The sequence below is a fragment of the Sphingomonas sp. Leaf257 genome (assembly GCF_001422185.1).
GTDB lineage: Bacteria > Pseudomonadota > Alphaproteobacteria > Sphingomonadales > Sphingomonadaceae > Sphingomonas > Sphingomonas yabuuchiae.
Genome location: NZ_LMMH01000034.1, coordinates 148,024 through 174,936, shown reverse-complemented (window position 1 = coordinate 174,936; position 26,913 = coordinate 148,024). Strand labels below are relative to the sequence as shown.

Below are 26,913 nucleotides of genomic sequence, written 5' to 3'. Positions count from 1 at the left end.
GTATAAATACACATACCTTGTAGTGAAACAAAAATGAGAGCCGGATGGACTGACCGCCATCCGGCTCTTTTTGTTTTGAAACTGCAAGGAGATTTATGGACTACAATGATGAATTGAACTCTCGCTTAAAGGAACTGCGCGACCGTCAAGACACCTACGATATCATCGACCCCGCCGAACCATTCCTTGAACTCGACTGGTCGCAGGATAATCGCCCCTATTTTCGAAAGCTCATCGAACACAAGATTGTGACGAAGAAACAGGTCGAGGCGGCGACGGCCAAGGCGCGCCAGCGCGACCGCCTTATGAGGGCGTTGGGTCAGGCTCCGAATTCACCAAGAGAATATGCAGCGCTGTACGCAGAGCATCTTGGAGCGAAGATCAGCTACAAGGGCGCGATCACCGTCGCGGGCCACGACTCTTTCACCATCCTCGACCTTGCGCGGGGCGCGCGCCTCACGGCTGGTGAACTCGACATCACTTATCCGCGTGACGCGATCAACGATGCGGTGGAAGACCATTATCAGATGTCACGCGATGCCGCGCTTGAAGGTGTCCGGAAGAGGGTAGGGGATCGCCGCTCATTTGACTGGATTGCGCTGGCGAAGGGCTGCTTCTCGCCCGATAGTGGATCACCTGAATTTGTGGCCGCTGTTCTCAAGAAATTCGTTTGGCAGGTTCAGCGGAAGCTTCACAATCTGCCCGTCTCGTACCCGCTGATGTCCGTCATCACAGGGGAGCAAGGCGCGGGTAAATCGTGGTTCGTCAACGCGCTGACCCGTCCGCTGGCGGATGTCGTGGTGTCGAGCGATTTCGCAGCGCTGGCCGATGATCGCAATATCGACCTGTGGCGGTCTTACGTCATCATTCTGGATGAAATGGCAAAGGCCGCAAAGGCGGATGTCGAGACGATCAAACACGTCATCACCGCTGACTATCTTGAGCGTCGTCCAATGAGGACGAATTCGACCGTGACAATCCGCCAGTGCGCGACATTCATCGCCACGACCAATCTCAGCGTCAGCGAAATCATTCTTGATCCAACCGGCATCCGCCGGTTTTGTGAACTTCGTTGGGTTCAGCCGCCGCGTGGCTTTCTCGACCAATTCGACTTCGCCGCCGCGTGGGGCAGCGTGCAGGCCTCCGATGAAGACCCAATGGCCGCTTACATGGATGAGCTGGCGGTTCGTCAGGCCGAGATGCGTAACCGTAGTCCTGTGGAGAATTGGCTCCTCACTATCGAAGAAGAAGACCTGCAAAATCTATGGGAGGCGAGCGAAGACGGCTTTCTTGCGACCAAGACACTGTTCGCAAATTACCTTACTCATCGCGCCATGGTGAACGGAGGATCGGAAACGATCGCTGATCGGCGAAACTTAAACTCGTTTTCGCAGGAGCTTGGTCGCCTCGTTCGATCTGACGACCAATGGCTGAAGCGTCACCGCACTTCGTCGGCCAATGGCTACGTGTTGACGCGCCAACCCACGCCCGCGCTCGCTATGGTGTCCAAGTGATCCGGGTGGGGTTCTACGCGGGCGTAAAGGACGCCCATGGGGTGGCGTTCGACATATCACGTGACGACCTGATTTCGCTGCTGGAAGGTGAGGCGGCTATTGCCGCCGATCCTGCCCACAAAGCCGCTACAGGCGCATTCTCGACCGCAAGGTATCCCGATGGTGTAACGCGCGCGAAGGCCCACGCATTGGACGCCAGCGCCATCGCGCTCGATGTTGATGAGGGTTGGACGCTCGACGCGGCGGAAGCGGCGGTTAGACAGATGGGCACCCCCTTTGTCATTTACACAACGACGAAGCACAGCGCGGACCATCACCGTTTTAGGATCGTCCTTTTCCTCGACCGTCCGGTGAACAGCGACGACTACGAAGCCCTCTGGTTTGCGCTGGCGAAGAAGTGGGGCGTCGCGATGGATCAGAAGACGCGTGACATCTCCCGTCTGTCGATCCTCCCTCGCGTATGGTCGGGTACACCATGTGAACTGCGATCATGTCGAGATGGTCAGCCCGTCGTCGTGGATGCGATCCTGCGGGATTCTCCGCGCGATCCTGAACCGATCCCCGCGCCAGCGCGTCCGGCCTTCTTCGACCCTCTGGCGAAGGCGAGGGCAGACCTCCGCCAACGCCGAAACGGTAGTGTAGATTTCGACACGCTTTGTGACTTGGATAGCTCGCCCATCATATCCGCTACGGCTCTGACGGAAAGCCTCACACGCGTGAAGGGCGGTCGGACATTCAAACTTTTGTGCAGCGCCGCTGTTACTGCCCGGCGGCGGGGCTACGACATAAGCGTTGAACATCTCGTGGAAATCTCGAAGGCGTTCAGCTTGAGGGTCGGCCGGAAGGTGAGCGCCTTCGAGCATCGCAATGATGCGACCAACGCGTTCACGTGGGCGGAAAGGCGTGTGCTGTGACATAAACCTGCCGCATACATGAGTATTCTAGTCCGCGCAGAACTTTGTAGCTGTAATTTGGCTGCGCGGGCATTTGTGAAAATAAATAATAGTTCAGCGATCTATGACGCGCCCGGCGTTGCGCACTCTGCTGGGATATTCGCCAAGAAGCGATTTCTCACGACTTCCCACAAACATGCCATTAGGAAACCGATTTTGGCGTTCGTGATCTATGTAAATTTCGTATGGTACAGGACCAACAGTAATGGACGTTTTCGGTTCAATCATTCTACCTGCGGACGATTGCAGCCAGTCGGTGACCTTTGCGGATGTAGCCCTCATGCCTCCGGTATTTATATCCTGCACCTGATAAGTGATATGCCACTCAGCCATTGAATTAGATTTTATCTGGCCGCCGTTTTCTAGAATCTTGAATGTAATAATTTCGTCTGTGTAGAAAGCGTATACAAGCGCAAGAAGGTACAATGGTTCGACCGCTAATTCATGTTCCCATGAAGTTACAAACGTCGAAATTATCTCAAAACATTGCACCAAATCTCTGTTTGAAAGCCGTGTCTGATCTGCCCACTCAGTGATGAGTGACCACGGCTCATTCCCTGCTAATGGGAAAAAGACCTTGCTGGCGTCGATTCCGGCTTGTTCAAGGAGATGGGCGACGAAGGCGTGGCGTTTTGCCTCAGGGAAAACGAATACCCTATCAAAAAATCGGCGGAGATATTTTCGTGCCTCAAATTCCGCTCCATAAATCGCCTTAACCGAATGCGCTAACTGCTCGCTGTCGGTGGCCACGACGAAGACAATGCCTTCGATGCTGAAAAGATGTTTGACATCTTCAAGAAACTTAATTGCATATGTCGGTCGGCAGCGATCGAGTTCATCGATGAAGACGAACATCGGTGCCCGCATGCCTTTGCCAACGGCATACTCAATGGCAAGAGCGGTCTGCTCCTTGAAAATGCGAATGGCATCAGTCGCTTTTTGATGCTGCGCGACGCGTTCACTGACAAGCGTCTTTAGAGAGGCGTCCCATACCTTTTCAAAGCTCTTATCGAAGCTTTCGTCCTTGTCTTTTTCATTGTCTTTGGGATCAGTTTTTGACGGGGCGGGGGTGGAGGTCGCCTCCCGTACGCGGTCGGCAATCTTGTCAACGCTTATGCCTGCTACGGTCTTCAGGGCATGAAAGGCCATCTGTTTGCCAGTTTCAGCCGCCACAGTGCCAAGCGCCTGTTTGCCCTTGCGAAACGCGGCTTTTGCTTTCGGTTCTTCATCGAGGAAAGGCTTTAGTGCGCCTTCGATCGCTGCCATCACGGTTATGAGCGGATCATTCGAATGGTCATCTTGCCACGCGTTAACCATCCCCACGACGTGGTCGGCGCGAAGCGATGCTGCAAGATTTTCAAGGAAGAAGGTCTTCCCCGTCCCCCATGCCGCGTCAATGTTCAGAATGTATGAGCCGTTGCCGGAGGCTTTCCGAGCCTCATAGCGCTCCATCATCACTCTGATTAGGTGCTCGCCGTCCGCTTGGCGATTGAGTTTGTCATTGGCCCATGGGGTATCCGTCATGCTCACAGCGTATTCGCCGTTCTCCACCGTTCGCAAGGTCTACCGTCAAGCGAAAACAACCATATTGAACTTTCTTGTAAAATCTGTATAATCGCGGGCAGGAAACGGGTGCCGCCTTGGCATCACGAGCATGATCAAAGCGATCGTGGATCGTGATGGAGCGCACGTTGGCCGACACCTTCCTTGAACTGATCCTTGGCGACGCGCTTGACGTGATGTCGCAGCTTCCCGACTGTCATGTTGACCTGATCTGCGCCGACCTGCCCTACGCCACCACGGTCTGCGCGTGGGATAAGCGGCTTGATATGGCGCGGCTGTGGGATGAGTTTCGCCGCATCACGACGGCGAACGGCACTATCATCCTGAATTCGGCCGGGCGCTTCACGGCTGATCTGATTACGGCTGCACCTGACCTCTATAAGTACACCCTCATTTGGGAGAAATCGCGGCCGTCTTCGCACCTGAAATCGAAGAACCAGCCCGTCTCTGCGCACGAAGAAGTTTTGGTTTTCTCCAAAGGGGCGATCGTTGACGCATCGCGCTCGACACGCCGGATGACCTATAACCCCATCGGTGCTGTGCCGGATCAGGTCAGGAAGAAGCGCCGGGTCAAGACGGAAGCGTATGGAAAGACCACGGCGGCGCGAGTGGGTGAAGAGTATATGGCGTGGAAGAAATTTCCGCGCTCTATCTTGAAGTTCAACAACCCCGTTCGCCCTTTTCACCCTACCCAAAAGCCTGTGGGCCTTCTTGAGTTTCTGGTCGCCGCATATTCGAATGCGGGAGATGTCGTCCTCGACTGCACGATGGGCTCGGGTACCGCTGGGGTCGCGGCTATCCGGCTCGGTCGAAGCTTCGTCGGTATCGAGCGCGAAGAAGAATACTTCGACTTCGCTTATGACCGGATCATGGATGAAAAGAAGAATCCGGGACCGTTTGAATGCGAGCTTCTCCATCCGGTCACGGTCGTCGCGAATGATGAGTGCGAGCCCATCGCGGCTGAGTAATCCGCGCAAGTAAAAGTTTTTGTTGCTTCGCGACGCAGCGCGCAACGATTCAAGCCAAAATCAAAAATAAAAACGTCGACACGCAGCGGTGAGTTGTCGTGGTCAAAGTTGTGTGTATTCACAAGTGTAACATCTAAATCGACCATGAGAAGTCCGGTTTATATAAAAAGTGGTAGATATTTCGAGGCCTTGCGGAAGACGAAAACTGGCGCGATGTCTTGTCTTGTCAGGACGATCGGTAGGCGCGCTGGCTTGTAAACGATGAACCTGCGGGTTCGAGTCATAGGAGCAATAAGTGAGTAAGATAGAATGGACCGGAAAAACTTGGAATCCCGTCGTGGGATGTCGGCGGGTCTCGCCCGGATGTGATAACTGCTATGCAATCCTCGAAAGTCACCGAAAAAATGGGATGTTTCCGCACTACGCTGGTGTGACGATCAACGATGCTCAGCGCGTAGACTGGACAGGGCGCTATAATGTCGCGCCTGATCACATTTTTGAGAAACCTGTCCGCACAACATCGCCCACGACGTGGTTTGTGAACTCGATGAGCGACCTGTTTGGCGAAGGCGTGGATGACGCTACGATCAAGCGTGTGTTCGCAATCATGAATGCGACGCCCCACCACACGTATCAGATTCTGACCAAGCGGCCGAACCGCGCTGTCCGTATCGCAAGCGAACTGCGATGGTCAGAAAATATCTGGATGGGCACTAGCATCGAGAGCGACAAATACGCTGGCCGCGCCGATTATCTGCGCAAGATCCCCGCTGCTGTCCGCTTCATCAGTGCGGAACCGCTTCTTGGCCCGCTCCACTCGCTCGATCTTACCGATATTGATTGGCTGATCGCGGGCGGCGAGTCTGGTCGTTCGCGTGACAAGATCAGGCCGATGTCGATCGATTGGGTGCGCGATCTTCGTGACCGCTGCATTGAAGCGAAGGTCGCTTTTTTCTTCAAGCAATGGGGTAATTACGACGAACGCGGCCTCTGGCATCGAAAAAAGGATAACGCAGGGCGCGAACTTGACGGTCGGACGTGGGATGAGATGCCTACGCCTCGCGCCTCAAAGTCCGTTGAAGCGGGAACGTCAAACGACAACGAGCGTCGCGGTTGGTCATCGATTCTAGAGTTTCGCAATCACCTCGCGAGCGAACACGCTTTGGAAGACGCTCCTCCCGTCCATAACGACGATACGCCTCGCCGCTCACTGCGTGAACCGATCTGGAAGAAGCTACGTGACGAAGGCCCGATGACTGGCGAGGAACTGCGTGATGCGGTCTTGCGCCAAGAAGGCCTTGATCCAGCGTCCCCCCGCCTTGTGAACTATCACGCGTGGGCTTTGGTTGATCTTCAGGCGGGCGGTTACGTAGAGTCATTCTTGAGGGATGTCGCGGGCAAACGTGGCCGGACGAAGCGTGTGAAGATGTATCGGGCGATCAAGCCGCGCATCCGGGTGAAAGCCGCGTGAGCGACCTCATCACTTCGGCCGAATTGGCGCGGATGTTGTGTCTCGACATCCGCACCATCTCTCGCCGTCGCGCGTCTGGTACGCTCGACATCCCCACGATCAACATCGCCCCGCCGGGTGCCCGACCGCAGCCGCGTTTCCGGTTAGCGGATGTTGAAGATTACCTTTCGAGAAAGTCCCGACCATGACAGAAATTGAAATTTGGCGTGACGGTCCCGCCGTCTTGACGCAGCGCGGTTCGGTCTACCGCTTCGAGAACGGCCATGATGATGCGATCTATGGACGCTCCGCTACTGAATTTCTTGAGCGTGATCGCCGAGGTATCATCCCAAGTGCCGCCCTTTGGGCGATCAACAACCAAGAACTTTGATTTCTGACCCTTATCGGCGGGATACGCGGCCCGCCGATTAAATATCGTTATGACACGAGAACAATTCGAAAATATGCGCGACTGTCTGCGCGACATATTCCCCGCTGCTGACCCGTCAGACGTGCAGTTCGCCTATCTCCTTGGTGCGATCGACGCCGCGACTGAAATCACCGCGAAGCTGGAGGTGGATGATGATTTTGCACGTTGATCAGCCTGATTATGCCGTCATGGCGGAAGCCGCGCCGCTGTCCGAATGGTCAATCCCACGATTGGTCGCTGACATCTGGACAGAGGGTGATGAAGAGGATCGCCGGGAGATTGACCGGCACCTCGCGCGCCTGCGGCGTCAGGGGGAGGCGGATCACGCCGCGATGATGAGCCGGTGGACGTTCGGATAGCGGTCAGTCGTTACCCTCAACCGTTTTTACGATTTCGAGGACGTGCCGTTCGCGGGGAGCGACCTCAAATCTGGAGTCGAAATTGCCGCTCGACATCTCGCATTGGCTGTCGAACGACTCCCAGCGTTCCCACTTCGCCAGATTGAGAAAATTGATGCAGTCCGGGCGAACCGTGAACAGGCCCCGCATCGGCTCCGGGATCGAAGAGTCGTCAACAATTTTGGTCAGCGTCTCACCTCGAAAATCGGGATGATTTGCTTTTTCCAACTCGTAATGCGCGAGAAACGCGCCTTCGCAATCAGGCTTCACATAACGGCGGATTGCGATGAGGAACATTGGTGTCTCCGTGATCAGGCACCCACCTTATGACAACAAAGGTGAGCCAAACGTCAACCGATCACGCATTGCATTTTATGACCCAACCTTGGTGAAATTGCAGCATGGCGATATCGAGAAGCTGTTCGGGCGGAAGTAAGACCGGCGAACTGCTTCTGTGCGACGCTGCCGGACGTCACGCCTATCCCGATGGGGGGGCGAACCGTCAGGGAAGCCGCCAAGCCGAAGGGCGTTCGTTGAAATCGCCCCAGAAATAATATCGATCCTGTCGCCGATCATAGGAAGCCAGGCTCCACTGCGGCGGATCGGGCCATCCGAACCAGTCCCGGTCGATCAGATACAAGGTCTCGTCGCCATGATCCGCGACAAAGCCTGTCCCGGTCTTGCCCGCCCAGTTGAAATCATCGCCCAGCAGGGCGCATGGTGGCCAATCCTCCACGGCCGCGAACCGCCATAGCAGGGGCCAATCGGCACGCAGGCGGAATCCCGCCCTTCTTCGCCATATACGGAGGAAGGGGAGTGCCCAGCGATCGGCTTTCCCGATCACGACGCGATCCGGCCATCGCGCTGCGAATCAAAATCGTCCTGATCCAGTTTGCACACCTCTTGTTCTGGCGATGAACCGAGCCCATAGGGCGATGAGTTGAGATTTTTTACGTTTCAGCGTTCACCGTAACGAAACTTTTGCACTTCGCGGTGTATTTACTGGTCCATTGGACAGACAGGCAGTTTTACCATGAAACATATCATGCCGCTCATTTTCGCTTTGATCCCGCTGGCCGCCGTGGTCAGCGCCTGCGTGGCCTGTCCGTAACGTCGTCCTGCGCGGCCAGCGTGCCGTGCGCCATGGTGTCGTCCCCAAGACGCAAAAAAGGGCCGCCCGGACATGCCGGACGGCCCTTTCTTTTTCGGCGGAAGGCCGAAGCGTTGGGGATTAGCCCTGCGCTTCTTCCTGTTCCGGCTGAACCTCGGCGGTGGCGCCGGGCTCTGCGTTGGGATCGTAATCCTCGGTGAAGCCGGCTTCGTCACGCTCGAACATCGAGGCCATGACGTCGACGCCCTGCGCCTGCATCTCGGCTTCTTCCGGCGAGCGGGCGACGTTGACCTTGACGGTCACGGCCACTTCCGGGTGAAGCGCGACGCGCACGTCGTACAGGCCGATCGCCTTGATCGGACGGTCGAGCACGATCTGGCTCTTGTTCACCTTGTGGCCGTCGGCGACCAGCGCCTCGACCAGGTCGCGCACCGCGACCGAGCCGTACAGCTGGCCGACGTTCGACGCCTGACGGATCAGGGTGACGGTGGCGTTCTCGAAGGTCTTCGATTCGACCTCGGCCTCGGCGCGACGGTTCGCGTTCTCGGCTTCGATGCGGGCGCGGTTGGCCTCGAACACCTTCTTGTTGGCTTCGTTGGCGCGCAGCGCCTTCTTGCGCGGCAGCAGGAAGTTACGGGCATAGCCGTCCTTCACCGAAACCACGTCGCCGATGGCGCCGAGCTTCTCGACGCGCTCAAGCAGAATAACGTTCATCTGTAAGACCCCTTACTTCACGACGTAGGGCAGGAGGCCCAGATGACGCGCGCGCTTGATCGCCTGGGCGAGTTCGCGCTGCTTCTTGGCCGACACGCTGGTGATGCGCGACGGCACGATCTTACCGCGCTCGGACACGAAGCCCTGGAGCAGACGGACGTCCTTATAGTCGATCCGGGGCGCGTCCTTCGCGGAGAAGGGGCAGCTCTTGCGGCGACGGAAAAACGGGCGGGCCATTATGCGGCTTCCTCTTCACGATCACGACGGGGGCGGTCAGCGCGGTCGGGGCGTTCGCCACGATCGGCACGACGCTCGCGGTCGCGCTCCTGCTTGCGCATCATCACCGACGGACCTTCTTCATGGCCGTCAACCTTGACGGTCATGTAGCGGATCACGTCTTCGTTGATCTGGGTCTGGCGCTCCAGCTCGGCGACGACACCGGCGGGGGCGTCGATTTCGAGCATGACGTAATGCGCCTTGCGGTTCTTGGCGATCTTGTACGCCAGCGAACGCAAGCCCCAGGTCTCGGTCTTCACGACCTTGCCCTGATTGTCCTCGACGATCTTCGTGGCGGCTTCCGCCAGCGCGTCCACCTGCGCCTGTGCCAGATCCTGGCGCGCAAGGAACACGTGCTCGTAAAGAGCCATGCAGCTTACCTTATGTTGGCCGATCGCTGATGCCCACCCCATGTGGGACACCCCTCCGGCTGTCTTCCATACTTCAATACCGTCACGCCAAAATGGCATGAGGGCGGGTGAAGCAGGTGCTTCCCGCCCAATGGTGCGCCGGCTCATAGCGATTTGGCGGCAAAAGGCAAGCGGGGAAGGGGCGCACACTTGCCAGCGGCGGGCGACCTTTCTACCGCGCGGGCCATCCTATTACTGTTTCATGGCAGAACCAACATGCGTGCATTCATCTTTCCGGGCCAGGGCAGCCAGGCCGTCGGCATGGGCAAGGCGCTGGCCGAGGCGAGCCCCGTCGCCCGCGAGGTGTTCCAGGAGGTCGACGAGGCACTGGGCCAGCATCTCTATCGCCTGATGGTCGAGGGGCCCGCCGACGAGCTGACCCTGACCGAGAATGCGCAACCCGCGATCATGGCGAACGCCATCGCGACCCTGCGCGTGCTAGAGAAGGAAGGCGGCGTGCGGCTGTCCGAGAAGGCCGACTTCGTCGCGGGCCACTCGCTGGGCGAATATACTGCGCTGTGCGCGGCCGATGCGATCGACCTGCCGACGACGGCGCGCCTGTTGAAGCTGCGCGGCCGGGCGATGCAGGCGGCGGTGCCGGTGGGCGAGGGGGCCATGGCCGCGCTGCTCGGTGCGGACCTGGAAAAGGCCAAGACGATCGCGGGTGCGGCGGTCGATGCGCTTCTAGCCGAGGGCGGCGAGGAACTGGTCTGTACGGTCGCCAATGACAATGATCCGAGCCAGGTCGTCATCTCCGGCCACCGCGCGGCGATCGAGAAGGCGGTGGCGTTGGCCAAGGACCTGGGCGCCAAGCGCGCGGTCCTGCTGCCGGTGTCGGCGCCGTTCCACTGCCCGCTGATGCAGCCCGCCGCCGATGCGATGGACGCCGCGCTGGCCGAGGCGACGATCCGCGCGCCGCTGGTGCCGGTCTATGCCAATGTCGAGGCGGCCCCCGTCGCCGATCCCGGCGCGATCCGCGCGCTGCTGGTCGCGCAGGTGACGGGCATGGTCCGCTGGCGCGAATCGGTGCTGGCGATGCAGGACGCGGGCGTGACGCAGTGCGTCGAGTTCGGCGGCAAGGTGCTCGGCCCCATGGTCAAGCGTATCGCCCCCGACGTCGATGCGGTCAGCGTCGTGACCATGGACGATATCGAGGGGCTGCTCGCCAAGCTCTGATTTTGCGCGCAGAGGCGCAGAGGACGCAGAGGGGAGTCGGGGCCATGCGGGACATCGATCTCGTCAGCGGGGATGTGGTCGATGTGGCTTTGCGGCTGCATCGTGAGCTTGGTCCCGGCCTCCTCGAAAGTGTCTATGAGATTGTGCTGGCCGCCAGATTGGCAGCCATGGGCTGCTCTGTCGCGCGTCAGCGTAGCATAGACATCGAATTTGAAGGTGTGCGTATTGAAGGGGCCTTCAAGATCGACCTTCTGGTCGATGAGCGTCTTGTGGTCGAAATCAAATCGGTTGAGCGATTGGCCCCCGTTCACGCCAAACAACTTCTGACGTATCTTCGTCTCACCGGGCAACCTGTGGGGCTGCTGATCAACTTCGGAGGGGAGACGCTGCGAGAGGGCATACGTCGCCTCGTCAACAACCATAACCCCTCTGCGTCCTCCGCGCCTTTGCGCGAACAAAAATTCTAGGGAGTTTCTCAAATGTTCGACCTGACAGGAATGACCGCCCTCGTGACGGGCGCATCGGGTGGCCTCGGCTCGGCGGTGGCCAGGGCGTTGGCGGCGCAGGGGGCGAAGCTGGCGCTGTCCGGCTCCAATATCGACAAGCTGGAGGCGTTTCGCGTCGAGCTGGGCGGCGATCATGTCGCGGTGCCGTGCAACCTGTCCGATCCTGCCGCGGTCGATGCGCTGATCCCGCAGGCGGTCGAGGCGCTGGGCGGCAAGCTCGACATCCTGGTCAACAATGCGGGTGTCACCCGCGACAACCTGACCATGCGGATGAAGGACGAGGAGTGGGACCAGGTCATCAGCGTCAACCTGGAGGCGACCTTCCGTCTGATCCGCGCCGCCGCCAAGCCGATGATGAAGGCGCGCTTCGGCCGCATCATTTCGATCACCTCGATCGTCGGCGCGACCGGCAATCCCGGCCAGGCCAACTATGCCGCGTCCAAGGCGGGCATCGTCGGCATGTCGAAGGCGGTGGCGCAGGAACTGGCCAGCCGCAACGTCACCGTCAACTGCGTCGCCCCCGGCTTCATGCGCTCGGCGATGACCGACGTGCTGCCCGAGGCGCAGAAGGCCGCGCTGCTCGGCAAGATCCCGGCGGGCGATCTGGGCAAGGGCGAGGATATCGGTGCCGCCGTCGTCTATCTGGCGTCGAAGGAAGCGGGCTATGTCACCGGCCAGACGCTGCACGTGAACGGCGGCATGGCGATGCTGTAAGAGGCATATTTGCCACGAATGACCTTATCCTGGCCCAAGTCCGTCGCTGGACGGGCTTGCCAGACTAGGGCGCGCGTTCTACGTGCGTTCAGGAAGTATCAACCCCCGATGAATTACGAGAAGGGATTACCATGAGCGAGACCGCCGACCGCGTGAAGAAGATCGTCGTCGAGCATCTCGGCGTCGAAGCCGACAAGGTGACCGAGGACGCGAGCTTCATCGACGACCTCGGTGCCGACAGCCTCGACATCGTCGAGCTCGTCATGGCGTTCGAGGAAGAGTTCGGTGTCGAAATCCCGGACGATGCCGCCGAGAAGATCACGACCGTCAAGGACGCGATCACCTATATCGACGAGAACAAGGCCTAATACCGGGGCCTCGGCCCGCATGATCTGCGGGCCGAACGGGTCGCAAGACCAGGTTTCAAGCGGCTCCCCGACCCCGACTAGCGGGCGGGGAGCCGTTTTCGTTTGGGAATGGAGTGGAATATGCGGCGCGTCGTCGTAACCGGACTGGGTCTTGTCACGCCTCTGGGCGCGGACGTGGAAACCGCCTGGGCCAATCTGATCGCTGGCAAGTCCGGCGCCGGTCCGATCACGCGGTTCGATACCACGGGCCAGAAATGCACCATCGCGTGCGAGGTGAAGCCCAAGGACCATGAGTATGGCTTCGACCCCGACAAGCGCGTCGACCACAAGGTCCAGCGCCAGGTCGATCCCTTCATCGTCTATGGCATCGACGCCGCCGGTCAGGCGCTGGAAGATGCCGGTCTGACCGAGATGGACGAAGAGATGCGGCTGCGCGCGGGCGTGTCGATCGGCTCGGGCATCGGCGGTCTGCCGGGCATCGAGATCGAATCGGTCAACCTGCACGAGCGCGGCCCCGGCCGGGTCAGCCCGCACTTCGTCCATGGCCGCCTGATCAATCTGATTTCCGGCCAGGTCAGCATCAAATACGGCCTAATGGGCCCGAACCATGCGGTCGTCACCGCCTGCTCGACCGGCGCGCATTCGATCGGCGATGCGGCGCGCATGATCCGCGACGACGATGCCGACATCATGCTGGCGGGCGGTGCGGAAAGCACGATCAACCCGCTCGGCGTCGCTGGCTTCGCCCAGGCACGTGCGCTCAACATGAGCATGAACGACCGTCCGACCGAAGCCAGCCGCCCCTATGACAAGGGCCGCGATGGCTTCGTGATGGGCGAGGGCGCGGGCGTCGTCGTGCTCGAGGAATATGAGCACGCCAAGGCGCGTGGCGCGAAAATCTATGCCGAGGTCGTCGGTTACGGTCTGTCGGGCGACGCCTATCATGTCACCGCGCCGCATCCCGAAGGCAAGGGCGCCGAGAATGCGATGCGCATGGCGCTGCGCAAGGCGGGCATGGAGCCGTCGGACATCGACTATATCAACGCGCATGGCACCTCGACCATGGCCGACACGATCGAACTGGCCGCTGCCAAGCGCGTGTTCGGCGACGACCTGTCGGGGGCGTCCATGTCGAGCACCAAGTCGGCGATCGGCCATCTGCTGGGCGGGGCCGGTGCGGTCGAGAGCATCTTCTGCATCCTCGCGCTGCGCGACCAGATCGTGCCGCCGACGCTGAACCTCGACAATCCCGATGAGGGCACCGAGGGCGTCGATCTTGTGCCGCACACGGCCAAGAAGCGCGAAGTGAAGGCGGTGTTGAACAATTCGTTCGGCTTCGGCGGCACCAATGCTTCGCTGGTGATGAAGGCGATTTAATTCGCCCGAACCCCAACTTCCGTTCAGCCTGAGCCCTTCGGCTGGCTGGCACGCCAGCCGCTCAGGATAGACTTCGGTGCATAGCGCCGAAGTCGAAGGCCACGGGATGCGGGGCGAGTTCGCGTGCACTTCGACTTCGCTCAGTGCGAACGAAGGGCGGGCTTATCCAAAGAAAACCCCGGCCACCGCCGGGTCCGCTTGCAAAACGCTCAAGCCCGCGCCATCGGGCGGCCAGCAAAGCGGACCCGGATCGGTGCCGGGGTTGTTCCATGTCCGGGCCACTGCGCCCTCGTCAAAAACCGGGTGAGATATGCGCAAGGTCGGCTGTATCGGATTGCTGCTGGGGCTGATCGGCATCGCCGTTTTCGCCTGGGTCGCGCATGACTGGGCGGGTAGCGGTCCGGCGGACAAGCCGCTGGCGGTCGTCGTGCCCGAGGGGGCGAGCCTGGCGCGTGCTGCCAACGAACTGCAAAAGGCCGGCGCGATCCGTTCGGCCAGTCGTTTTCGCCTGTACGCACGGGTCTTCGGTGATGGCGGGGCGATCAAGGCGGGTGAATATGCCATCCCCGAACATGCCAGCGCGCATGATGTCCTGACCCTGCTCCAGGAGGGCAAGGTCCGCCAGCGGCTGGTGCCGGTGCCCGAGGGTTATCCCTCGGTCCTCGTCCATGACGCCCTGATGCGGGCCGATGGCCTGACTGGCGATGTGCCCGTTCCCGCCGAGGGATCGGTCCTGCCCGACAGCTATGCCTATCAGAAGGGCGATACCCGTGCCGCGATCGTCGCGCGGATGCAGAAGGCGATGAAGACCTATCTCGCCCAGGCCTGGGCCGACCGGAAGCCCGGCATCGCGGTCAAGTCGCCGCAGGAAGCAATCATCCTCGCCTCGATCGTCGAGAAGGAAACCGGCAAGCCGTCCGAACGGCGAACGGTCGCGGCGGTCTATGGTAACCGTCTGCGCATCGGCATGCCGCTTCAGGCCGATCCGACCGTGATCTATCCGATCACCAAGGGGCGTCCGCTCGGCCGCCGTATCCTGCGGTCCGAGCTTCACGCCAAGAACGGCTACAACACCTATGCCAGCCCCGGCCTGCCGGTCGGGCCGATCGCCAATCCGGGGCGTGCCTCGATCGACGCGGTGCTGAACCCGGCGGACAGCAAGGCGCTGTATTTCGTGGCGGACGGATCGGGCGGCCATGTGTTTGCCGATACGCTGGCGCAGCATAATGCCAATGTGCAGAAATGGTACGCGATCCGCCGCCAGCGCGGCGAGATGTGACGATCAGCGCGCTTCTTGCCTGAGGCGCTGGGAGAGTTTGCGTTGTGACGAGGACGCATAGGCGCGGCACGCGCCCGGCGTCGTCAGGAACCGGCTGGTCGCGCCGTCCTGATCGGCATGGGCGGTGATCAGGATGTCGCAGGGCAGGGCGCGCATCGCCGCCTGACCGCGCGCGAAGGCCGCGACCACCGCCTTGTTCGTCGGGGCGGAGAAGCGATAATCGTCGGCCGATACCAGGTTCAGGCTGGCGGCGAAGACGATCGCCTTGCACCGCTGGGCTTCGCAGGCACGCCAACTCCAACTCGTGCTGCCCATGGTATGGCCCGGCGTCGCCCGCGCGGTGACGATGGTGTTGCCCAGGGTCAGTCGCTCGCCGTCGCGCAGGACCTTCACCGTGCGGACGGGCGGAAATCTGCTGTCATACCCACGTTGCGGATCGTCCATGGCCAGCCGCCCGGTGCGCAACCCTTGCGCGCCCCGGGGGCTGGCGACGACCATTGCACCAGTGTCGCGCGCGAGTGCAGCTAAACCGCCCGCATGGTCGAAATGCGGCTCCGTGCTGAGAATATATCTGATGTCGCGCGGGCGGAAGCCGAGCTTTGCGACATTGGCCAGGATCGCAGGTGCGGCCTGGGGCAGCGCGCCGTCGATCAGGATCAGACCCTGGCCCGTATCGATCAGCGCGACGTTCAAACCGCCAAAGCCGACCAGATAGGTGGTGCCGAAGACCTTCACCGGCGGGCGCGGTGCGAGCCATTCCGCCGTGTGATCGGTCACGATCGGTTTGGTCAGCGGATCGGGCGTTTGTGGCATGGCGGGCGCGGTGACGATGGCGATCAGCGAAAGCAGGGTCGGTCTGGCGAGCATGGCGTGTCTCCTTGCCCGGCAGAATGGATCGCTTTGTCCCGTGCGACAAAGCATCTTCCCTCGACACAGCCATGAGCGGATTTCATGATGGGGCATGGACCGCGCACAGCTTCCCCTCAATGCCTTGCGAGCCTTTGAGGCGGCGGCGCGGCATCTGAACTTCACGCGCGCCGCGATCGAACTGTGTGTCAGCCAGGGGGCGGTCAGCCATCAGGTCGCGGCACTGGAAAAGAGACTTGGCTCGCGGCTGTTCCATCGTCTGCCGCGAGGACTGGCGCTGACCGATGACGGACAGGCGCTGGTGCCGGTCCTGGCCGAGACGTTCGACCGGATCGGGGCGACGCTCGACCGGTTTGCCGACGGCCGTTTCCAATATGTGCTGAACATCGGGGTGGTGGGGACTTTCGCGACCGGATGGCTGCTCGAGCGGCTGGACGATTTTGCGGCGACCCATCCGCACATCGATGTTCGCGTGTCGATCAACAACAACCGCGTCGATCTGGCGGGGGAGGGGCTGGATTACGCGATCCGCTTCGGCGACGGGGCCTGGCATGGCACCCATGCCGAGCCGCTGATGGCCGCACCGCTGACGCCGCTTTGTACCCCCCTGGTGGCCGCGCGATTGAGGGAGCCGGGCGATCTGGCGCGGGAGCGGTTGTTGCGATCCTATCGGGTCAGCGAATGGGAAAGCTGGTTCGCCGCGGCAGGCGTTCCGGCACCGGCACTGCGTGGACCCATGTTCGACAGTTCGGCCTTGATGGTGACGGCGGCGATGGCCGGGTTGGGTGTCGCGCTCGCGCCGAAGGCGATGTTCGGGCGCGAGCTGACGAATGAGCGGTTGGTTCGACCATTCGGTGTGGAGATCGACGCCGGGCGGTACTGGCTAACGCGGTTGTTGTCGCGGAAGGAAGGGCTGGCGATGAAGGCGTTTCGTCTGTGGTTGGTCGGGGCGGTGGGCGCTTGAGCTCGCCAGTGATCTATCACCCTCACCCTTCCGGCGCCTTGCGCCTCCCTCCCTCTCCCAACGGGAGAGGGAAGGGTGAGGGTGTTCGTCCTTGATCAACCCCGCAGCGCTGCCGCCGCGCGGGCCTTGGCCTCCACATCGGCCATCGATCCGCCGGTTACCCAGCTGCCGCCCACGCACAGCACGCGGTCGAAGGCCAGCCAGTCGGGGGCGCTCGCTTCGGTGATGCCACCGGTCGGGCAGAAGCGCGCCTGGTAGAAGGGCGCGGCCAGCGCCTTCAGCGCCTTCAGGCCGCCGCTCGTTTCGGCGGGGAAAAACTTGAAATGGGTCAGGCCCAGGTCCAGCCCGCGCATGATGTCGCCCGCATTGGCGATACCGGGCAGATAGGGGATGCCGCTCTCGATCACCGCCGCGCCGAGACGATCGGTCAGGCCGGGCGAGACGATGAACTCGGCCCCCGCATCCGCCACGTCGCGCAGCTGCTGCTCGTTGACGACGGTGCCGGCACCGACGATCGCGCCGGGCACCTTCTTCATCTCGGCCATCGCCTCCAGCGCGGCGGGGGTGCGCAGCGTCACCTCCAGCACCTTGAGCCCGCCCGCGACCAGCGCCTCGGCCAGCGGCTTGGCGGTGGCGGCGTCGTCGATGACCAGCACGGGGATGACCGCGCTGGTGCGCATGATGGTGGCGATGTCGGTCATGAATGCTCCTGGGCAAAGGCCGCGGCTGCACCGAACAGGCCGGGCTGGGGATGGGTGATGAGCTTGACGGGGATGCGCGCCATCAGCGACTGGAACCGGCCCTTGGCGACGAAGCGCTGGTCGAAGCCCGAACGCAGCAACTTGTCCTTGATCCGGAAGCCGAGGCCGCCGGCGATCACGACGGTCTTGGCACCTTGCGCCAGCGCGAAGTCGCCCGCCACCGCGCCGAGCGCGAGACAGAATCGGTCGAGCGCGGCCAGCGCGATCGAATCGGTGCCCTCCAGCGCCTCGGTCCAGATTTCGCGGTCGTCGCGGCTGGGCACCGCACGGCCCTCCAGCGTGGCGAGCGTTTCGTAGATGGCGACGATGCCGGGTCCCGAGCAGATCCGCTCGCACGATACGCGGGTATAGGTGCGGCGCAGGCGCTTCAGGATCGCATCCTCGATGCCGTCGAGCGGGGCATAGTCCATATGACCGCCCTCGGTCTCGATGACATGGTAGCGTTCCGGCGTCAGCAGAACCTGCGCGACGCCCAGGCCGGTGCCGGGGCCGCAGACCGTGACGACGCCGTTGGCGGGCATCGGTTCTTCAGGGCCGCAGATATGGAGGAAATCCTCCTCCGGCACCTGCGCCACGGCATGGCCGACCGCGCCGAAATCGTTGATGACCGTATAGACGTCCGCACCCAGCCGCTCGGGAATCAGCGACGGACGGATGACCCAGGGGTTGTTGGTCATGCGAATGACGTCGCCGGTGATCGGTGAGGCGATGGCGAGCGAGGCCGCCTTGGGCAGCGGGCGGCCCAGATGCGCCTCGAACGCCTGCCACGCGGTCTGGAGCGAGGCGTGCTCGGCCGTCTTCTGCGTACACGGCTCGCCCAGCTTGACCACCCGGCCATTCTCGACCTCGGCGATCGCGAAGCGCGCATGCGTGCCCCCGATGTCGACGGCTACGATTTCCATGATGTCCTCCCCCTTATCTCTTTACAGGCCCGCGCCCGCGAGAATGGGCGATGCGCCCTTCTCGGCTTCGTCGGCGGCCTGGCGGAACAGCGCGAACAGCTCGCGGCCCATGCCCTGTGCCGGGGCGGGCGTCGCCGCCTGCTCGCGCGCGGCCCATTCGGCCGGATCGACCAGCGCGTTCAGTGTGCCCTCGACCGCGTCCAGACGGACGATGTCGCCGTTGCGGATCAGGCCGATCGCGCCGCCGCCGATCGCCTCGGGGCTGAGATGGATAGCGCAGGGCACCTTGCCGCTGGCGCCCGACATGCGGCCATCGGTGACGAGCGCGACCTTGAAGCCCCGGTTCTGGAGCACGCCCAGCGGCGGGGTCAGCTTGTGCAACTCGGGCATCCCGTTCGCCTTGGGGCCCTGGAAACGGACCACGACCACCACGTCGCGCTCCAGCTCGCCCGCCTTGAACGCGGCCTGGACTTCCGACTGGTCGGAGAAGACGCGAGCGGGGGCCTCGATGATCCAGCGTTCGCGCTCGACCGCCGACACCTTGATACAGGCGCGACCCAGATTGCCCGACAGGATGCGCATGCCGCCATCGGCCGAGAAGGGCGCGGCGGCGGGGCGCAGGATCGTCTTGTCGCCGCTGTCGCCGACCGGGGTCCAACTTAGCTTATCCTCGGCGATGACCGCCGTCTGGCCGTAATCGGACAGGTCCTTGCCCGCGACGGTCATGATGTCGCGGTGGAGCAGCCCGGCGGACAGGAGTTCGCGGATGACATAGGGCATGCCGCCCGCCGCCTCGAACCCGTTCACATCGGCCGAGCCGTTGGGATAGACACGCGCGATCAGCGGCACGGCGGCCGAAAGGCGGTCCATATCCTCCCAGTCGATGATGATCCCCGCCGCACGTGCGATGGCGGGCAGGTGGATCAGATGGTTGGTTGAACCACCCGTCGCGAGCAGGCCAACCGCCGCGTTGACGATCGCCTTCTCATCGACGCAGCGCCCCAGCGGGCGATAGTCGTCGCCACGCTGGCCGATCGCGGCGAGGCGATGGACGGCGGCGCGGCTGAGTTCCTGGCGCAGCTTGGTACCCGGATTGACGAAGGCGGCGCCCGGCATGTGCAGGCCCATCACCTCCATCATCATCTGGTTGGTGTTGGCGGTGCCGTAGAAGGTGCAGGTGCCCTTGGAATGATAGGCCGCGATCTCGGCGTCGAGCAGCTCGTCGCGCCCTGCCTTGCCCTCGGCAAAGGCTTCGCGGACGGCGGCCTTCTGCTTGTTGGGCAGGCCGGTCGGCATCGGGCCGCCGGGGACCAGGATCATCGGCAGATGGCCGAAGCGCAGCGCGCCCATCAGCAGGCCGGGCACGATCTTGTCGCAGATGCCGAGCAGCGCGGCCCCCTCGAAGGTGCCATGGCTCAGCGCGACCGCCGTCGATAGCGCGATGGTGTCGCGGCTGAACAGCGACAGTTCCATGCCCGCATAGCCCTGCGTCACGCCGTCGCACATGGCGGGCACGCCGCCCGCGACCTGTGCCGTCGCGCCGACTTCGCGTGCCCAGACCTTCATCAGTTCGGGATAGCGATAATAGACGGCGTGGGCGGACAGCATGTCGTTATAGGCCGACACGATGCCGATGTTCATGCCCCGATCCGCCTTCATGGCGTCGCGGTCTTCCTCGGTCCCGGCATAGGCATGGGCGAGGTTGGCGCAGCCCAGATTGGGGCGGCGGACCGCCGTCTCGGCCTCGTGCGCGATCAGGTCGAGATAGGCCTGGCGGCCCGGACGCGAGCGTTCGATGACCCGGTCGGTGACGGCAGAGACGGCGGCGTTGAGGCTCATTGCTCGCTCCAGTGGATGTCGATCGGCAGTTCGACTTCGGCCAGGACACGGCCGACCGGATAGGGCGACGATGCGCCTTCCTTGATCGCGTCTTCCAGCACCTTCTTCTTGGCGGGGCCCGAGATGGCGAACATGATCGAGCGGGCCGAGACGATGCCCGCCCGGCTGAGCGTCACGCGCGCGACCGGCGCTTCGGGCGGCAGCGGGTCGGGCATCAGGCCCAACGCGCGGCGCTCCTTGGGGCCGTTGAGCGCTTCGTCATAGTCGGGGCCAGGGAAGATCGAGGCGGTGTGCCCGTCCGCGCCCATGCCCAGCAGCACCAGGTCGAGCGGCCAGTGCAGTTCCTGCATCAGCGCATCGGCCGAGCGACCGGCGGCCTTATAGTCCGACGTGGCCTGCGGCACGATCGGCATGACGCGCGCGCCCTTGGGCAGGAAGATCTTGCCGATCATGGTGACGTTGGAAAGCGGATCGCCCAGCGGCACGACGCGCTCGTCGGCGGGGACGATGGTCACGCGCTTCCAGTCGAGCTTGGCCTGGGCCAGCTTTTCATAGACCGGGATCGGCGTCTTGCCGCCCGACAGTGCGATCACCGCCGCGCCGCGCGCCTCGATCGCGCTTTCGATGATGAACTGGATGTCGCCCGCCAGCGCGTTCGCCATTTCGGTGGTGTCTTCGTAATCCCACCATTCGATTTCGTCGGTCATGTCATCCTGTCCTAGATATTCGGGGCGCAAGATAGGACCCGCCGCACGGACGGGCCATATTGCGCCAAAGTCTTCGCCCTCACGATCGGGGCGGCGGCGATCAGTCGTCCTGCCAGTGCACCCCGTCGCGCTCGGTCAGCGCGATGGCGGAGGAGGGGCCCCAGCTGCCGCTCGGATAGGTCTTGGGCTTGACGTCGTTGGCGTCCCAACCGGCTCGGATCGCGTCGATCCAGGTCCATTGCGCCTCCACCTCGTCGCGACGGACGAACAGCGTCTGATCGCCCTCGATCAGGTCGAGCAGCAGCCGCTCATAGGCGATGCGGCGGCGGGTGCCCGCAAACTCGGCGTCGAGCGACAGGTTCAACGGCACTTCGCGCAGGCGGATGCCGTCGCGGTCGAGGCCCGGCTCCTTCGCCATCACCAGCAGCTGGATATATTCCTCGGGCTGCAGGCGGATGACCAGCGTGTTGGGCTGGAGCAGGCCGCCACGCCCGGCGAACATCGAGTGCGGTACGGGCTTGAACTGGATCGCGATCTCGGAACGGCGCGCGGCCATGCGCTTGCCGGTGCGCAGGTAGAAGGGCACACCCTGCCAACGCCAATTGTCGACATGCGCCTTGATCGCTACGAAGGTCTCGGTCTTGGACGGCTTGCCCAGCTCGTCGGCATAGGAACCGACGATCTTACCCCCGACCGCGCCATCGGCATATTGGCCGGTGACGGTGTGGTTGGGCACTTCCTCCGGCGTCATCAGGCGCAGCGAGCGGAAGACCTTGGCCTTTTCGTCGCGGATCGCGGTGCCGTCATAGCGCGCGGGCGGCTCCATCGCGACGAGCGCGAGCAGCTGCAGGATGTGGTTCTGCACCATGTCGCGCAGCGCACCCGCACCCTCATAATAGCCCGCGCGATCCTCCAGCCCGACCGTCTCGGCGATGGTGATCTGCACATTGTCGATACCGTGCGCGTTCCAGATCGGCTCGAAGAAGAAATTGCCGAAGCGCAGCGCCAGGATGTTCTGGACCGTTTCCTTGCCCAGATAATGGTCGATGCGGAAGGTCCGCTCCTCGGGGAAGCCGAAGGCGACCGCGTCGTTGATCTCCTTGGACGAGGCGAGATCGTAGCCGAGCGGCTTTTCCAGACCGATCCGCACCGTCTCGCCCGCCAGCCCGACCGATTCGAGGCCCTTGATGGTCGACTCGAACAGGCTGGGCGCGGTCGACAGATAGATGGCTAGGCCGTTCGACACGTCGCCGACCTTCTCCGCCAGCGCCGGGAAGCCGTCCGTCGAGGAGGCGTCGAGCGACTGATACTGGACCCGTTCCAGGAAGCTGGCGATCTTGTCGGCGTCCTTGCGGTCGTCCGGCAGGAAGGTGTCGAGCGCCTTGGCCGCGAACTCGCGGAAGCTGGCATCGTCATGGTCCGACCGGGCGGTGCCGGTGATCGTCAGCCCCTCGGGCAGCAGCCCGTCCGAATGGAGGTTGAACAGCGAGGGCAGCAGCATCCGCTGCGACAGGTCGCCGGTCGCGCCGAACAGCAGTAGCTTGCCAACGGGATTGCGCGTCATGACGTCTCCTTAGAGCACGAGGCCGGCGGTCGGATCGAGCCCGGCCATGATATTCAGGTTCTGGACCGCCGCACCCCCGGCACCCTTGCCCAGATTGTCGAGCGTGGCGATCAGTCGCGCCTGTCCCGTGGCCGCATTGCCGCAGACACGCAAGGTCATCCGGTCAGTTCCGGCATTTTCCTCGATATTCACCGCCGCTACGGCATCCGCCGAAAAACGCACGATGCGGCTGTCGGCATAGGCCTCGGCCAGCACCTGCGTCACGCGGTCGAGCGAGGGCGCGCCCGGCAGGGCGTAAAGGGGCAGGGGCACCTCGACGACCATGCCGCGATAGGTGTCGACCACGGCAGGCGCGAAGATCGGCGCATGGGTCAGGCCCGAATGACGCTGCATCTCCGGCGCGTGCTTGTGCGCGAGGGTGAGGCCATAGGGGCGGAAGGCGCGCTCGGTGGCGGTTTCATATTCGGCGATCATCGCCTTGCCGCCGCCCGAATAACCCGAGGCGGCATTGACCGTCACCGGGAAGTCCGCCGGGATGATCCCGGCGCGCACCAGCGGACGGACAAGTGCGAGGAAGCCGGTCGGATAACAACCGGGATTGGACACGAACCGCGCCGCGGCGATCCTGTCCTGCTGCTCCGGCTCCAGCTCGGCAAAACCATAGACCCATCCCGCAGCGGTCCGGTGCGCGGTCGAGGCGTCGACCACGCGGGTCCGGTCATTGGCGATCAGCGACACGGCCTCGCGCGCGGCATCGTCGGGCAGGCAGAGGATGACGAAATCGGCGTCGTTGATCGCTTCGCGTCGCGCCTCGGCATCCTTGCGGCGGTTATCGGGCAGGGTCAGGATCGACAGGTCGGGACGCCCCGCCAGCCGGTCGGCGATCTCCAGCCCGGTCGTGCCCGCGCCGCCATCGATGAATACCGTCTTCGTCACTGCACCCGCTCCAACAGCCCCGCATCGCAATAGCCGACCAGCCCGAGATGCGGCGCGATGCCCCAGGCATGGCCGCCCGCCAGTTCCAGCACCTCGAACGTCTCGCCCGACCGCAACTCGGCCAGGACCGCGCTGTTCGTGGCACGTCCCTCGCGCAGTGTCACCGGCGCGTGGGTTCTATAGGGCAGGGGCGCGGCATAATGGGGCGCGAATACGTATTCAGCGAGCCGGACATCGGCCAGATCGGGGCGAACCGCATGGGTGCGCGGGTCGAGCCCGACGGTGCGTCCCTGCAGGGCAAAGCTCTTACGCGTTGGCCCGTTGGAGGGCTGGGGCGTCGCCAGCGCCGATGAAATGTCCGAATTCTTCAAGAAAGTCCGCCCCTTCAGGTGTCCTGGCGACAAAGATGTTACGCTTGTCGCTATCATCGCGTTGGCGGCGCAGATAGCCCAGCGTTCCCAGTCTATTCAAGGCGCGGGTAACGACAGGTTTCGAGACGTTCAAGGCGCGCGCCAAACCGCGTACCGTATGAGGGCCCGGGCGCAAATAAACGACGAGCAGCAAAGCCATTTGCCGATTGGTCAGATCGGGTTCGCCCGACCGGACATAATCGACAAGGGCGCTCATCCAGGCGAACAGCGACTGCGGGTCGTGCGGGTTGGACACGATGGCGATTCCAATGGCTGTGCCGGGCTTTGCCGGGCGTTGTTTCGTTGTCATAACGCCGCTTATCCACGGTGGTTTCACTCCTGTTCCGATGAGATGAACAACTTGGGTCAGGGATTTTCCGGAACCTTTTCAGCCCATCGGATGGCAGGGAACGGGGTGCCGACCAGCCGCATGGTTGATCCCGCCACGTACGTCGCCTATGTGCGCGCTTTCGCACACCCCTTGTTCGGGATCATACGCGCCTCATGTTCGCATTTCTGCTCGTCATCCACGCCATCATCGCCGCGACCCTGGTCACGGTGATCCTCATGCAGCGGTCGGAAGGCGGCGGTCTGGGCATGGGGGGCAGCCCGTCGGGGCTGATGTCGGCGCGCGGCGCGGCGGACTTCCTCAGCCGTGCGACGGCGGTGCTGGCGACCGCGTTCGTCGGCTTCTCGATCCTGCTGGCCGTACTGGCCGCGACGCGCGGCGCGCCTGCCATCGATACCTCGCTGGCCCGCACGCCCGCGACTCAGGCGCCGATCACCCAGCCCGCGCCCGCCCCGGTCCCAACCGGCGCGTCGCCTGCCCAGGCACCGGCGGACAATTCGGCGGTTCCGCTCGCCCGCTAAGCCCCGTTTCCATCGCAGCATAGGCCAACGCGCCGCCGATATTTTCCGGCGGCGCGCATCTTTGCTGTTGTCGTATCCACCCCATCCAAGCTAGGCGATTCTTCCCATGGCGCGGTATATCTTCATCACCGGCGGCGTGGTTTCGTCGCTCGGCAAAGGCCTCATGGCGGCCTCTCTTGCGGCTCTCTTGCAGGCACGCGGCTACAGCGTTCGCATCCGCAAGTTCGATCCCTATCTCAACGTCGATCCGGGCACGATGAGCCCGTATCAGCACGGCGAAGTCTACGTGACCGACGACGGGGCCGAGACCGATCTCGACCTGGGTCACTATGAGCGGTTCACCGGCGTGTCCTCGCGCCAGTCGGACAATGTGACCTCGGGCCGGATCTACAAGACGATCATCGAGCGCGAGCGGCGCGGCGACTATCTGGGTGCCACCGTCCAGGTGATCCCGCACGTCACCGACGCGATCAAGGCGTTCGCCAAGGCCGATACGCTCGACGAGAACGGCAAGGAGATCGACTTCATCCTCTGCGAGATCGGCGGGACGGTCGGCGATATCGAGTCGCTGCCCTTCATCGAGGCGATCCGCCAGCTCAAGAACGAGCTGGGCCGTGGCAAGTCGATCAGCATCCACGTCACGCTGGTGCCCTACATCGCGGCGGCGGGCGAGCTGAAGACCAAGCCGACCCAGCATTCGGTGCGCGAGATCGCGGCGCTGGGCGTCGCCCCCGACGTGCTGGTCTGCCGCTGCGAGCATCCGCTGCCCGCCTCGGACCGTGCCAAGATCGGCCTGTTCTGCAACGTGCCGCCTTCGGCAGTGATCCCGGCGCTGGACGCCAAGAGCATCTATGCGGTGCCGCTCCAGTACCATGCCGAGGGTCTCGATTCGGAAGTGCTCCGCGCCTTCGGCATCGAGCCCGAGGGTGCGCCCGACCTGTCGCGCTGGACCGAGATCGTCGACCGTCTGGTCAACCCGGAAGGCGAAGTGACGATCGGCGTGGTCGGCAAATATGTCGGCCTGCAGGACGCGTACAAGTCGCTGAACGAAGCGCTGGTGCATGGCGGTATCGCCAACAAGGTGAAGGTCCATATCCGCTGGATCGACGCCGAGCTGTTCGAGGGCGATGAGAGCGAGATCGCGCAGCAGCTCGAACCCTGCCATGCCATCCTGGTCCCCGGCGCGTTCGGCGAGCGCGGCGCGCAGGGCAAGATCGAGGCGGTCCGCTTCGCGCGCGAACGTCGCGTGCCCTATTTCGGCATCTGCTTCGGCATGCAGATGGCCTGCGTCGAAGGCGCGCGGAACCTGGCAGGTATCGCCGATGCCTCCTCGACCGAGTTCGGCCCGACCTCCGAGCCGATCGTCGGCCTCATCACCGAGTGGATGGGCCGCGACGGTTTGGAGAAGCGCGAGTCCAGCGGCGACATGGGCGGCACGATGCGCCTGGGTGCCTATGACGCCAAGCTTGCGGGCAACAGCGTCGTCGCGTCGATCTATGGCGGCGAAGACATCTCGGAACGGCATCGTCACCGCTACGAGGTGAACACCACCTATAAGGACGCGCTGGAAAAGGGCGGCCTGGTGTTCAGCGGCATGTCACCCGACGGCACGCTGCCCGAAATCGTCGAGCGGCCGGACCATCCGTGGTTCGTCGGCGTGCAGTTCCACCCCGAACTGAAGTCCAAACCCTTCGACCCGCACCCGCTCTTCGCCAGCTTCATCGAAGCGGCGGTCAAGCAGAGCCGGTTGGTGTGATTTGAGAACCCCGCCTCCAGATGATGGAGGCGGGGTTTTTCTTTTTGGTGGGGCGTGAACGGGAGCAAATCCATTCCTCCCTGAGCTTCGCTCGGGGAGGGGGACCGCGCCCGAAGGGCGTGGTGGAGGG

General features: G+C 62.8%; 31 protein-coding genes. 16 read left to right on the top strand and 15 right to left on the bottom strand.

The window, feature by feature from the left end; translation table 11 throughout:
- Positions 1 to 95 precede the first annotated feature (95 nt).
- A complete protein-coding gene (locus ASF14_RS16585; RefSeq protein ID WP_056437582.1) occupies positions 96 to 1,514 on the top strand; it encodes a VapE domain-containing protein in 1,419 nt (472 codons plus the stop codon).
- 41 nt (positions 1,515 to 1,555) lie between these two features.
- Complete coding sequence (locus tag ASF14_RS16580) at positions 1,556 to 2,428, top strand: hypothetical protein (protein ID WP_156361251.1); 873 nt, start codon at positions 1,556 to 1,558, stop codon at positions 2,426 to 2,428.
- Positions 2,429 to 2,521: 93 nt separating this feature from the next.
- On the opposite strand, the gene ASF14_RS16575 is transcribed toward ASF14_RS16580, so the two are convergent.
- On the bottom strand, positions 2,522 to 3,991 hold the full coding sequence (locus ASF14_RS16575) for a KAP family P-loop NTPase fold protein (protein WP_082442325.1): 1,470 nt from the start codon (positions 3,989 to 3,991) through the stop codon (positions 2,522 to 2,524).
- Positions 3,992 to 4,158: 167 nt separating this feature from the next.
- On the opposite strand from ASF14_RS16575, the gene ASF14_RS16570 reads away from it, so the two are divergent.
- From ASF14_RS16570 to ASF14_RS22365, 5 genes are all read left to right on the top strand, one after another.
- Positions 4,159 to 4,998 (top strand): DNA-methyltransferase, encoded by an 840-nt coding sequence (locus ASF14_RS16570; protein WP_168371553.1) that lies wholly within the window; start codon positions 4,159 to 4,161, stop codon positions 4,996 to 4,998.
- Between the two features lie 295 nt (positions 4,999 to 5,293).
- A complete protein-coding gene (locus ASF14_RS16565) occupies positions 5,294 to 6,469 on the top strand; it encodes a DUF5131 family protein (RefSeq protein ID WP_082442299.1) in 1,176 nt (391 codons plus the stop codon).
- A gap of 184 nt (positions 6,470 to 6,653) precedes the next feature.
- On the top strand, positions 6,654 to 6,839 hold the full coding sequence (locus tag ASF14_RS21635; protein ID WP_156361248.1) for a hypothetical protein: 186 nt from the start codon (positions 6,654 to 6,656) through the stop codon (positions 6,837 to 6,839).
- Positions 6,840 to 6,912: 73 nt separating this feature from the next.
- Positions 6,913 to 7,047 (top strand): hypothetical protein, encoded by a 135-nt coding sequence (locus tag ASF14_RS22440; RefSeq protein ID WP_269083253.1) that lies wholly within the window; start codon positions 6,913 to 6,915, stop codon positions 7,045 to 7,047.
- Entirely contained in the window at positions 7,028 to 7,237 is a 210-nt protein-coding gene (locus tag ASF14_RS22365; protein ID WP_236697111.1) for a hypothetical protein, read from the top strand. The genes ASF14_RS22440 and ASF14_RS22365 overlap by 20 nt, the downstream gene beginning before the upstream one ends.
- A 3-nt stretch (positions 7,238 to 7,240) precedes the next feature.
- Here ASF14_RS22365 and ASF14_RS16560 read toward each other — a convergent pair whose 3' ends face one another.
- From ASF14_RS16560 to rpsF, 5 genes are all read right to left on the bottom strand, one after another.
- Positions 7,241 to 7,573 carry a hypothetical protein gene (locus ASF14_RS16560; protein ID WP_056437570.1) on the bottom strand — a complete coding sequence of 111 codons (333 nt, stop codon included), beginning with the start codon at positions 7,571 to 7,573 and terminating at the stop codon, positions 7,241 to 7,243.
- A gap of 205 nt (positions 7,574 to 7,778) precedes the next feature.
- The gene (locus tag ASF14_RS16555) at positions 7,779 to 8,012 is read right to left on the bottom strand and encodes a hypothetical protein (RefSeq protein WP_056437568.1); all 234 of its coding nucleotides are present in this window, start codon (positions 8,010 to 8,012) and stop codon (positions 7,779 to 7,781) included.
- Between the two features lie 495 nt (positions 8,013 to 8,507).
- A complete protein-coding gene (rplI, locus tag ASF14_RS16550; RefSeq protein ID WP_056437565.1) occupies positions 8,508 to 9,101 on the bottom strand; it encodes a 50S ribosomal protein L9 in 594 nt (197 codons plus the stop codon).
- A gap of 12 nt (positions 9,102 to 9,113) precedes the next feature.
- Positions 9,114 to 9,338: a 30S ribosomal protein S18 gene (rpsR, locus tag ASF14_RS16545; RefSeq protein WP_007403456.1), complete on the bottom strand. Its 225-nt coding sequence runs from the start codon at positions 9,336 to 9,338 to the stop codon at positions 9,114 to 9,116.
- The gene (gene rpsF / locus ASF14_RS16540; protein WP_037567458.1) at positions 9,338 to 9,748 is read right to left on the bottom strand and encodes a 30S ribosomal protein S6; all 411 of its coding nucleotides are present in this window, start codon (positions 9,746 to 9,748) and stop codon (positions 9,338 to 9,340) included. Before rpsF ends, rpsR begins: the two co-directional genes overlap by 1 nt.
- 255 nt (positions 9,749 to 10,003) lie before the next feature.
- On the opposite strand from rpsF, the gene fabD reads away from it, so the two are divergent.
- From fabD to mltG, 6 genes are all read left to right on the top strand, one after another.
- Positions 10,004 to 10,963: an ACP S-malonyltransferase gene (gene fabD / locus ASF14_RS16535; protein WP_056437562.1), complete on the top strand. Its 960-nt coding sequence runs from the start codon at positions 10,004 to 10,006 to the stop codon at positions 10,961 to 10,963.
- A 44-nt stretch (positions 10,964 to 11,007) separates the two neighbouring features.
- Positions 11,008 to 11,430: a GxxExxY protein gene (locus tag ASF14_RS16530; RefSeq protein ID WP_056438402.1), complete on the top strand. Its 423-nt coding sequence runs from the start codon at positions 11,008 to 11,010 to the stop codon at positions 11,428 to 11,430.
- A 12-nt stretch (positions 11,431 to 11,442) separates the two neighbouring features.
- Complete coding sequence (gene fabG / locus ASF14_RS16525; protein ID WP_056437560.1) at positions 11,443 to 12,183, top strand: 3-oxoacyl-[acyl-carrier-protein] reductase; 741 nt, start codon at positions 11,443 to 11,445, stop codon at positions 12,181 to 12,183.
- Positions 12,184 to 12,314: 131 nt separating this feature from the next.
- Entirely contained in the window at positions 12,315 to 12,551 is a 237-nt protein-coding gene (locus ASF14_RS16520) for an acyl carrier protein (RefSeq protein WP_007403554.1), read from the top strand.
- A gap of 120 nt (positions 12,552 to 12,671) precedes the next feature.
- Entirely contained in the window at positions 12,672 to 13,928 is a 1,257-nt protein-coding gene (fabF, locus tag ASF14_RS16515) for a beta-ketoacyl-ACP synthase II (RefSeq protein WP_056438398.1), read from the top strand.
- Positions 13,929 to 14,238: 310 nt separating this feature from the next.
- A complete protein-coding gene (gene mltG, locus ASF14_RS16510) occupies positions 14,239 to 15,207 on the top strand; it encodes an endolytic transglycosylase MltG (protein WP_056437558.1) in 969 nt (322 codons plus the stop codon).
- Between the two features lie 3 nt (positions 15,208 to 15,210).
- Here mltG and bla read toward each other — a convergent pair whose 3' ends face one another.
- Positions 15,211 to 16,074 (bottom strand): subclass B3 metallo-beta-lactamase, encoded by an 864-nt coding sequence (bla, locus tag ASF14_RS16505; RefSeq protein WP_056437555.1) that lies wholly within the window; start codon positions 16,072 to 16,074, stop codon positions 15,211 to 15,213.
- Positions 16,075 to 16,168: 94 nt separating this feature from the next.
- On the opposite strand from bla, the gene ASF14_RS16500 reads away from it, so the two are divergent.
- Entirely contained in the window at positions 16,169 to 17,038 is an 870-nt protein-coding gene (locus tag ASF14_RS16500) for a LysR family transcriptional regulator (protein ID WP_056437552.1), read from the top strand.
- 95 nt (positions 17,039 to 17,133) lie between these two features.
- On the opposite strand, the gene eda is transcribed toward ASF14_RS16500, so the two are convergent.
- The 8 genes from eda to ASF14_RS20965 all read right to left on the bottom strand — a co-directional run bounded on the left by eda (position 17,134) and on the right by ASF14_RS20965 (position 24,374).
- On the bottom strand, positions 17,134 to 17,739 hold the full coding sequence (gene eda / locus ASF14_RS16495) for a bifunctional 4-hydroxy-2-oxoglutarate aldolase/2-dehydro-3-deoxy-phosphogluconate aldolase (RefSeq protein ID WP_042482810.1): 606 nt from the start codon (positions 17,737 to 17,739) through the stop codon (positions 17,134 to 17,136).
- Complete coding sequence (gene glk / locus ASF14_RS16490; protein ID WP_056437549.1) at positions 17,736 to 18,701, bottom strand: glucokinase; 966 nt, start codon at positions 18,699 to 18,701, stop codon at positions 17,736 to 17,738. The genes eda and glk overlap by 4 nt, the downstream gene beginning before the upstream one ends.
- A 21-nt stretch (positions 18,702 to 18,722) precedes the next feature.
- Positions 18,723 to 20,540: a phosphogluconate dehydratase gene (gene edd, locus ASF14_RS16485; RefSeq protein ID WP_056437545.1), complete on the bottom strand. Its 1,818-nt coding sequence runs from the start codon at positions 20,538 to 20,540 to the stop codon at positions 18,723 to 18,725.
- Positions 20,537 to 21,247, bottom strand: coding sequence for a 6-phosphogluconolactonase (pgl, locus tag ASF14_RS16480; protein ID WP_056437543.1), 711 nt, complete (start codon positions 21,245 to 21,247; stop codon positions 20,537 to 20,539). Before pgl ends, edd begins: the two co-directional genes overlap by 4 nt.
- Positions 21,248 to 21,347: 100 nt before the next feature.
- On the bottom strand, positions 21,348 to 22,811 hold the full coding sequence (gene zwf, locus ASF14_RS16475; protein ID WP_056437541.1) for a glucose-6-phosphate dehydrogenase: 1,464 nt from the start codon (positions 22,809 to 22,811) through the stop codon (positions 21,348 to 21,350).
- A gap of 9 nt (positions 22,812 to 22,820) precedes the next feature.
- On the bottom strand, positions 22,821 to 23,747 hold the full coding sequence (gene argC, locus ASF14_RS16470) for an N-acetyl-gamma-glutamyl-phosphate reductase (protein ID WP_056437536.1): 927 nt from the start codon (positions 23,745 to 23,747) through the stop codon (positions 22,821 to 22,823).
- A complete protein-coding gene (locus tag ASF14_RS16465) occupies positions 23,744 to 24,118 on the bottom strand; it encodes an SH3 domain-containing protein (protein ID WP_330218799.1) in 375 nt (124 codons plus the stop codon). The genes argC and ASF14_RS16465 overlap by 4 nt, the downstream gene beginning before the upstream one ends.
- Positions 24,054 to 24,374 carry a MarR family transcriptional regulator gene (locus ASF14_RS20965; RefSeq protein ID WP_042482995.1) on the bottom strand — a complete coding sequence of 107 codons (321 nt, stop codon included), beginning with the start codon at positions 24,372 to 24,374 and terminating at the stop codon, positions 24,054 to 24,056. Before ASF14_RS20965 ends, ASF14_RS16465 begins: the two co-directional genes overlap by 65 nt.
- Positions 24,375 to 24,661: 287 nt before the next feature.
- On the opposite strand from ASF14_RS20965, the gene secG reads away from it, so the two are divergent.
- Both secG and ASF14_RS16455 read left to right on the top strand, forming a co-directional pair.
- Positions 24,662 to 25,027: a preprotein translocase subunit SecG gene (gene secG / locus ASF14_RS16460; protein WP_056437533.1), complete on the top strand. Its 366-nt coding sequence runs from the start codon at positions 24,662 to 24,664 to the stop codon at positions 25,025 to 25,027.
- A 106-nt stretch (positions 25,028 to 25,133) separates the two neighbouring features.
- Positions 25,134 to 26,783: a CTP synthase gene (locus ASF14_RS16455; protein WP_056437529.1), complete on the top strand. Its 1,650-nt coding sequence runs from the start codon at positions 25,134 to 25,136 to the stop codon at positions 26,781 to 26,783.
- Positions 26,784 to 26,913: the final 130 nt, after the last annotated feature.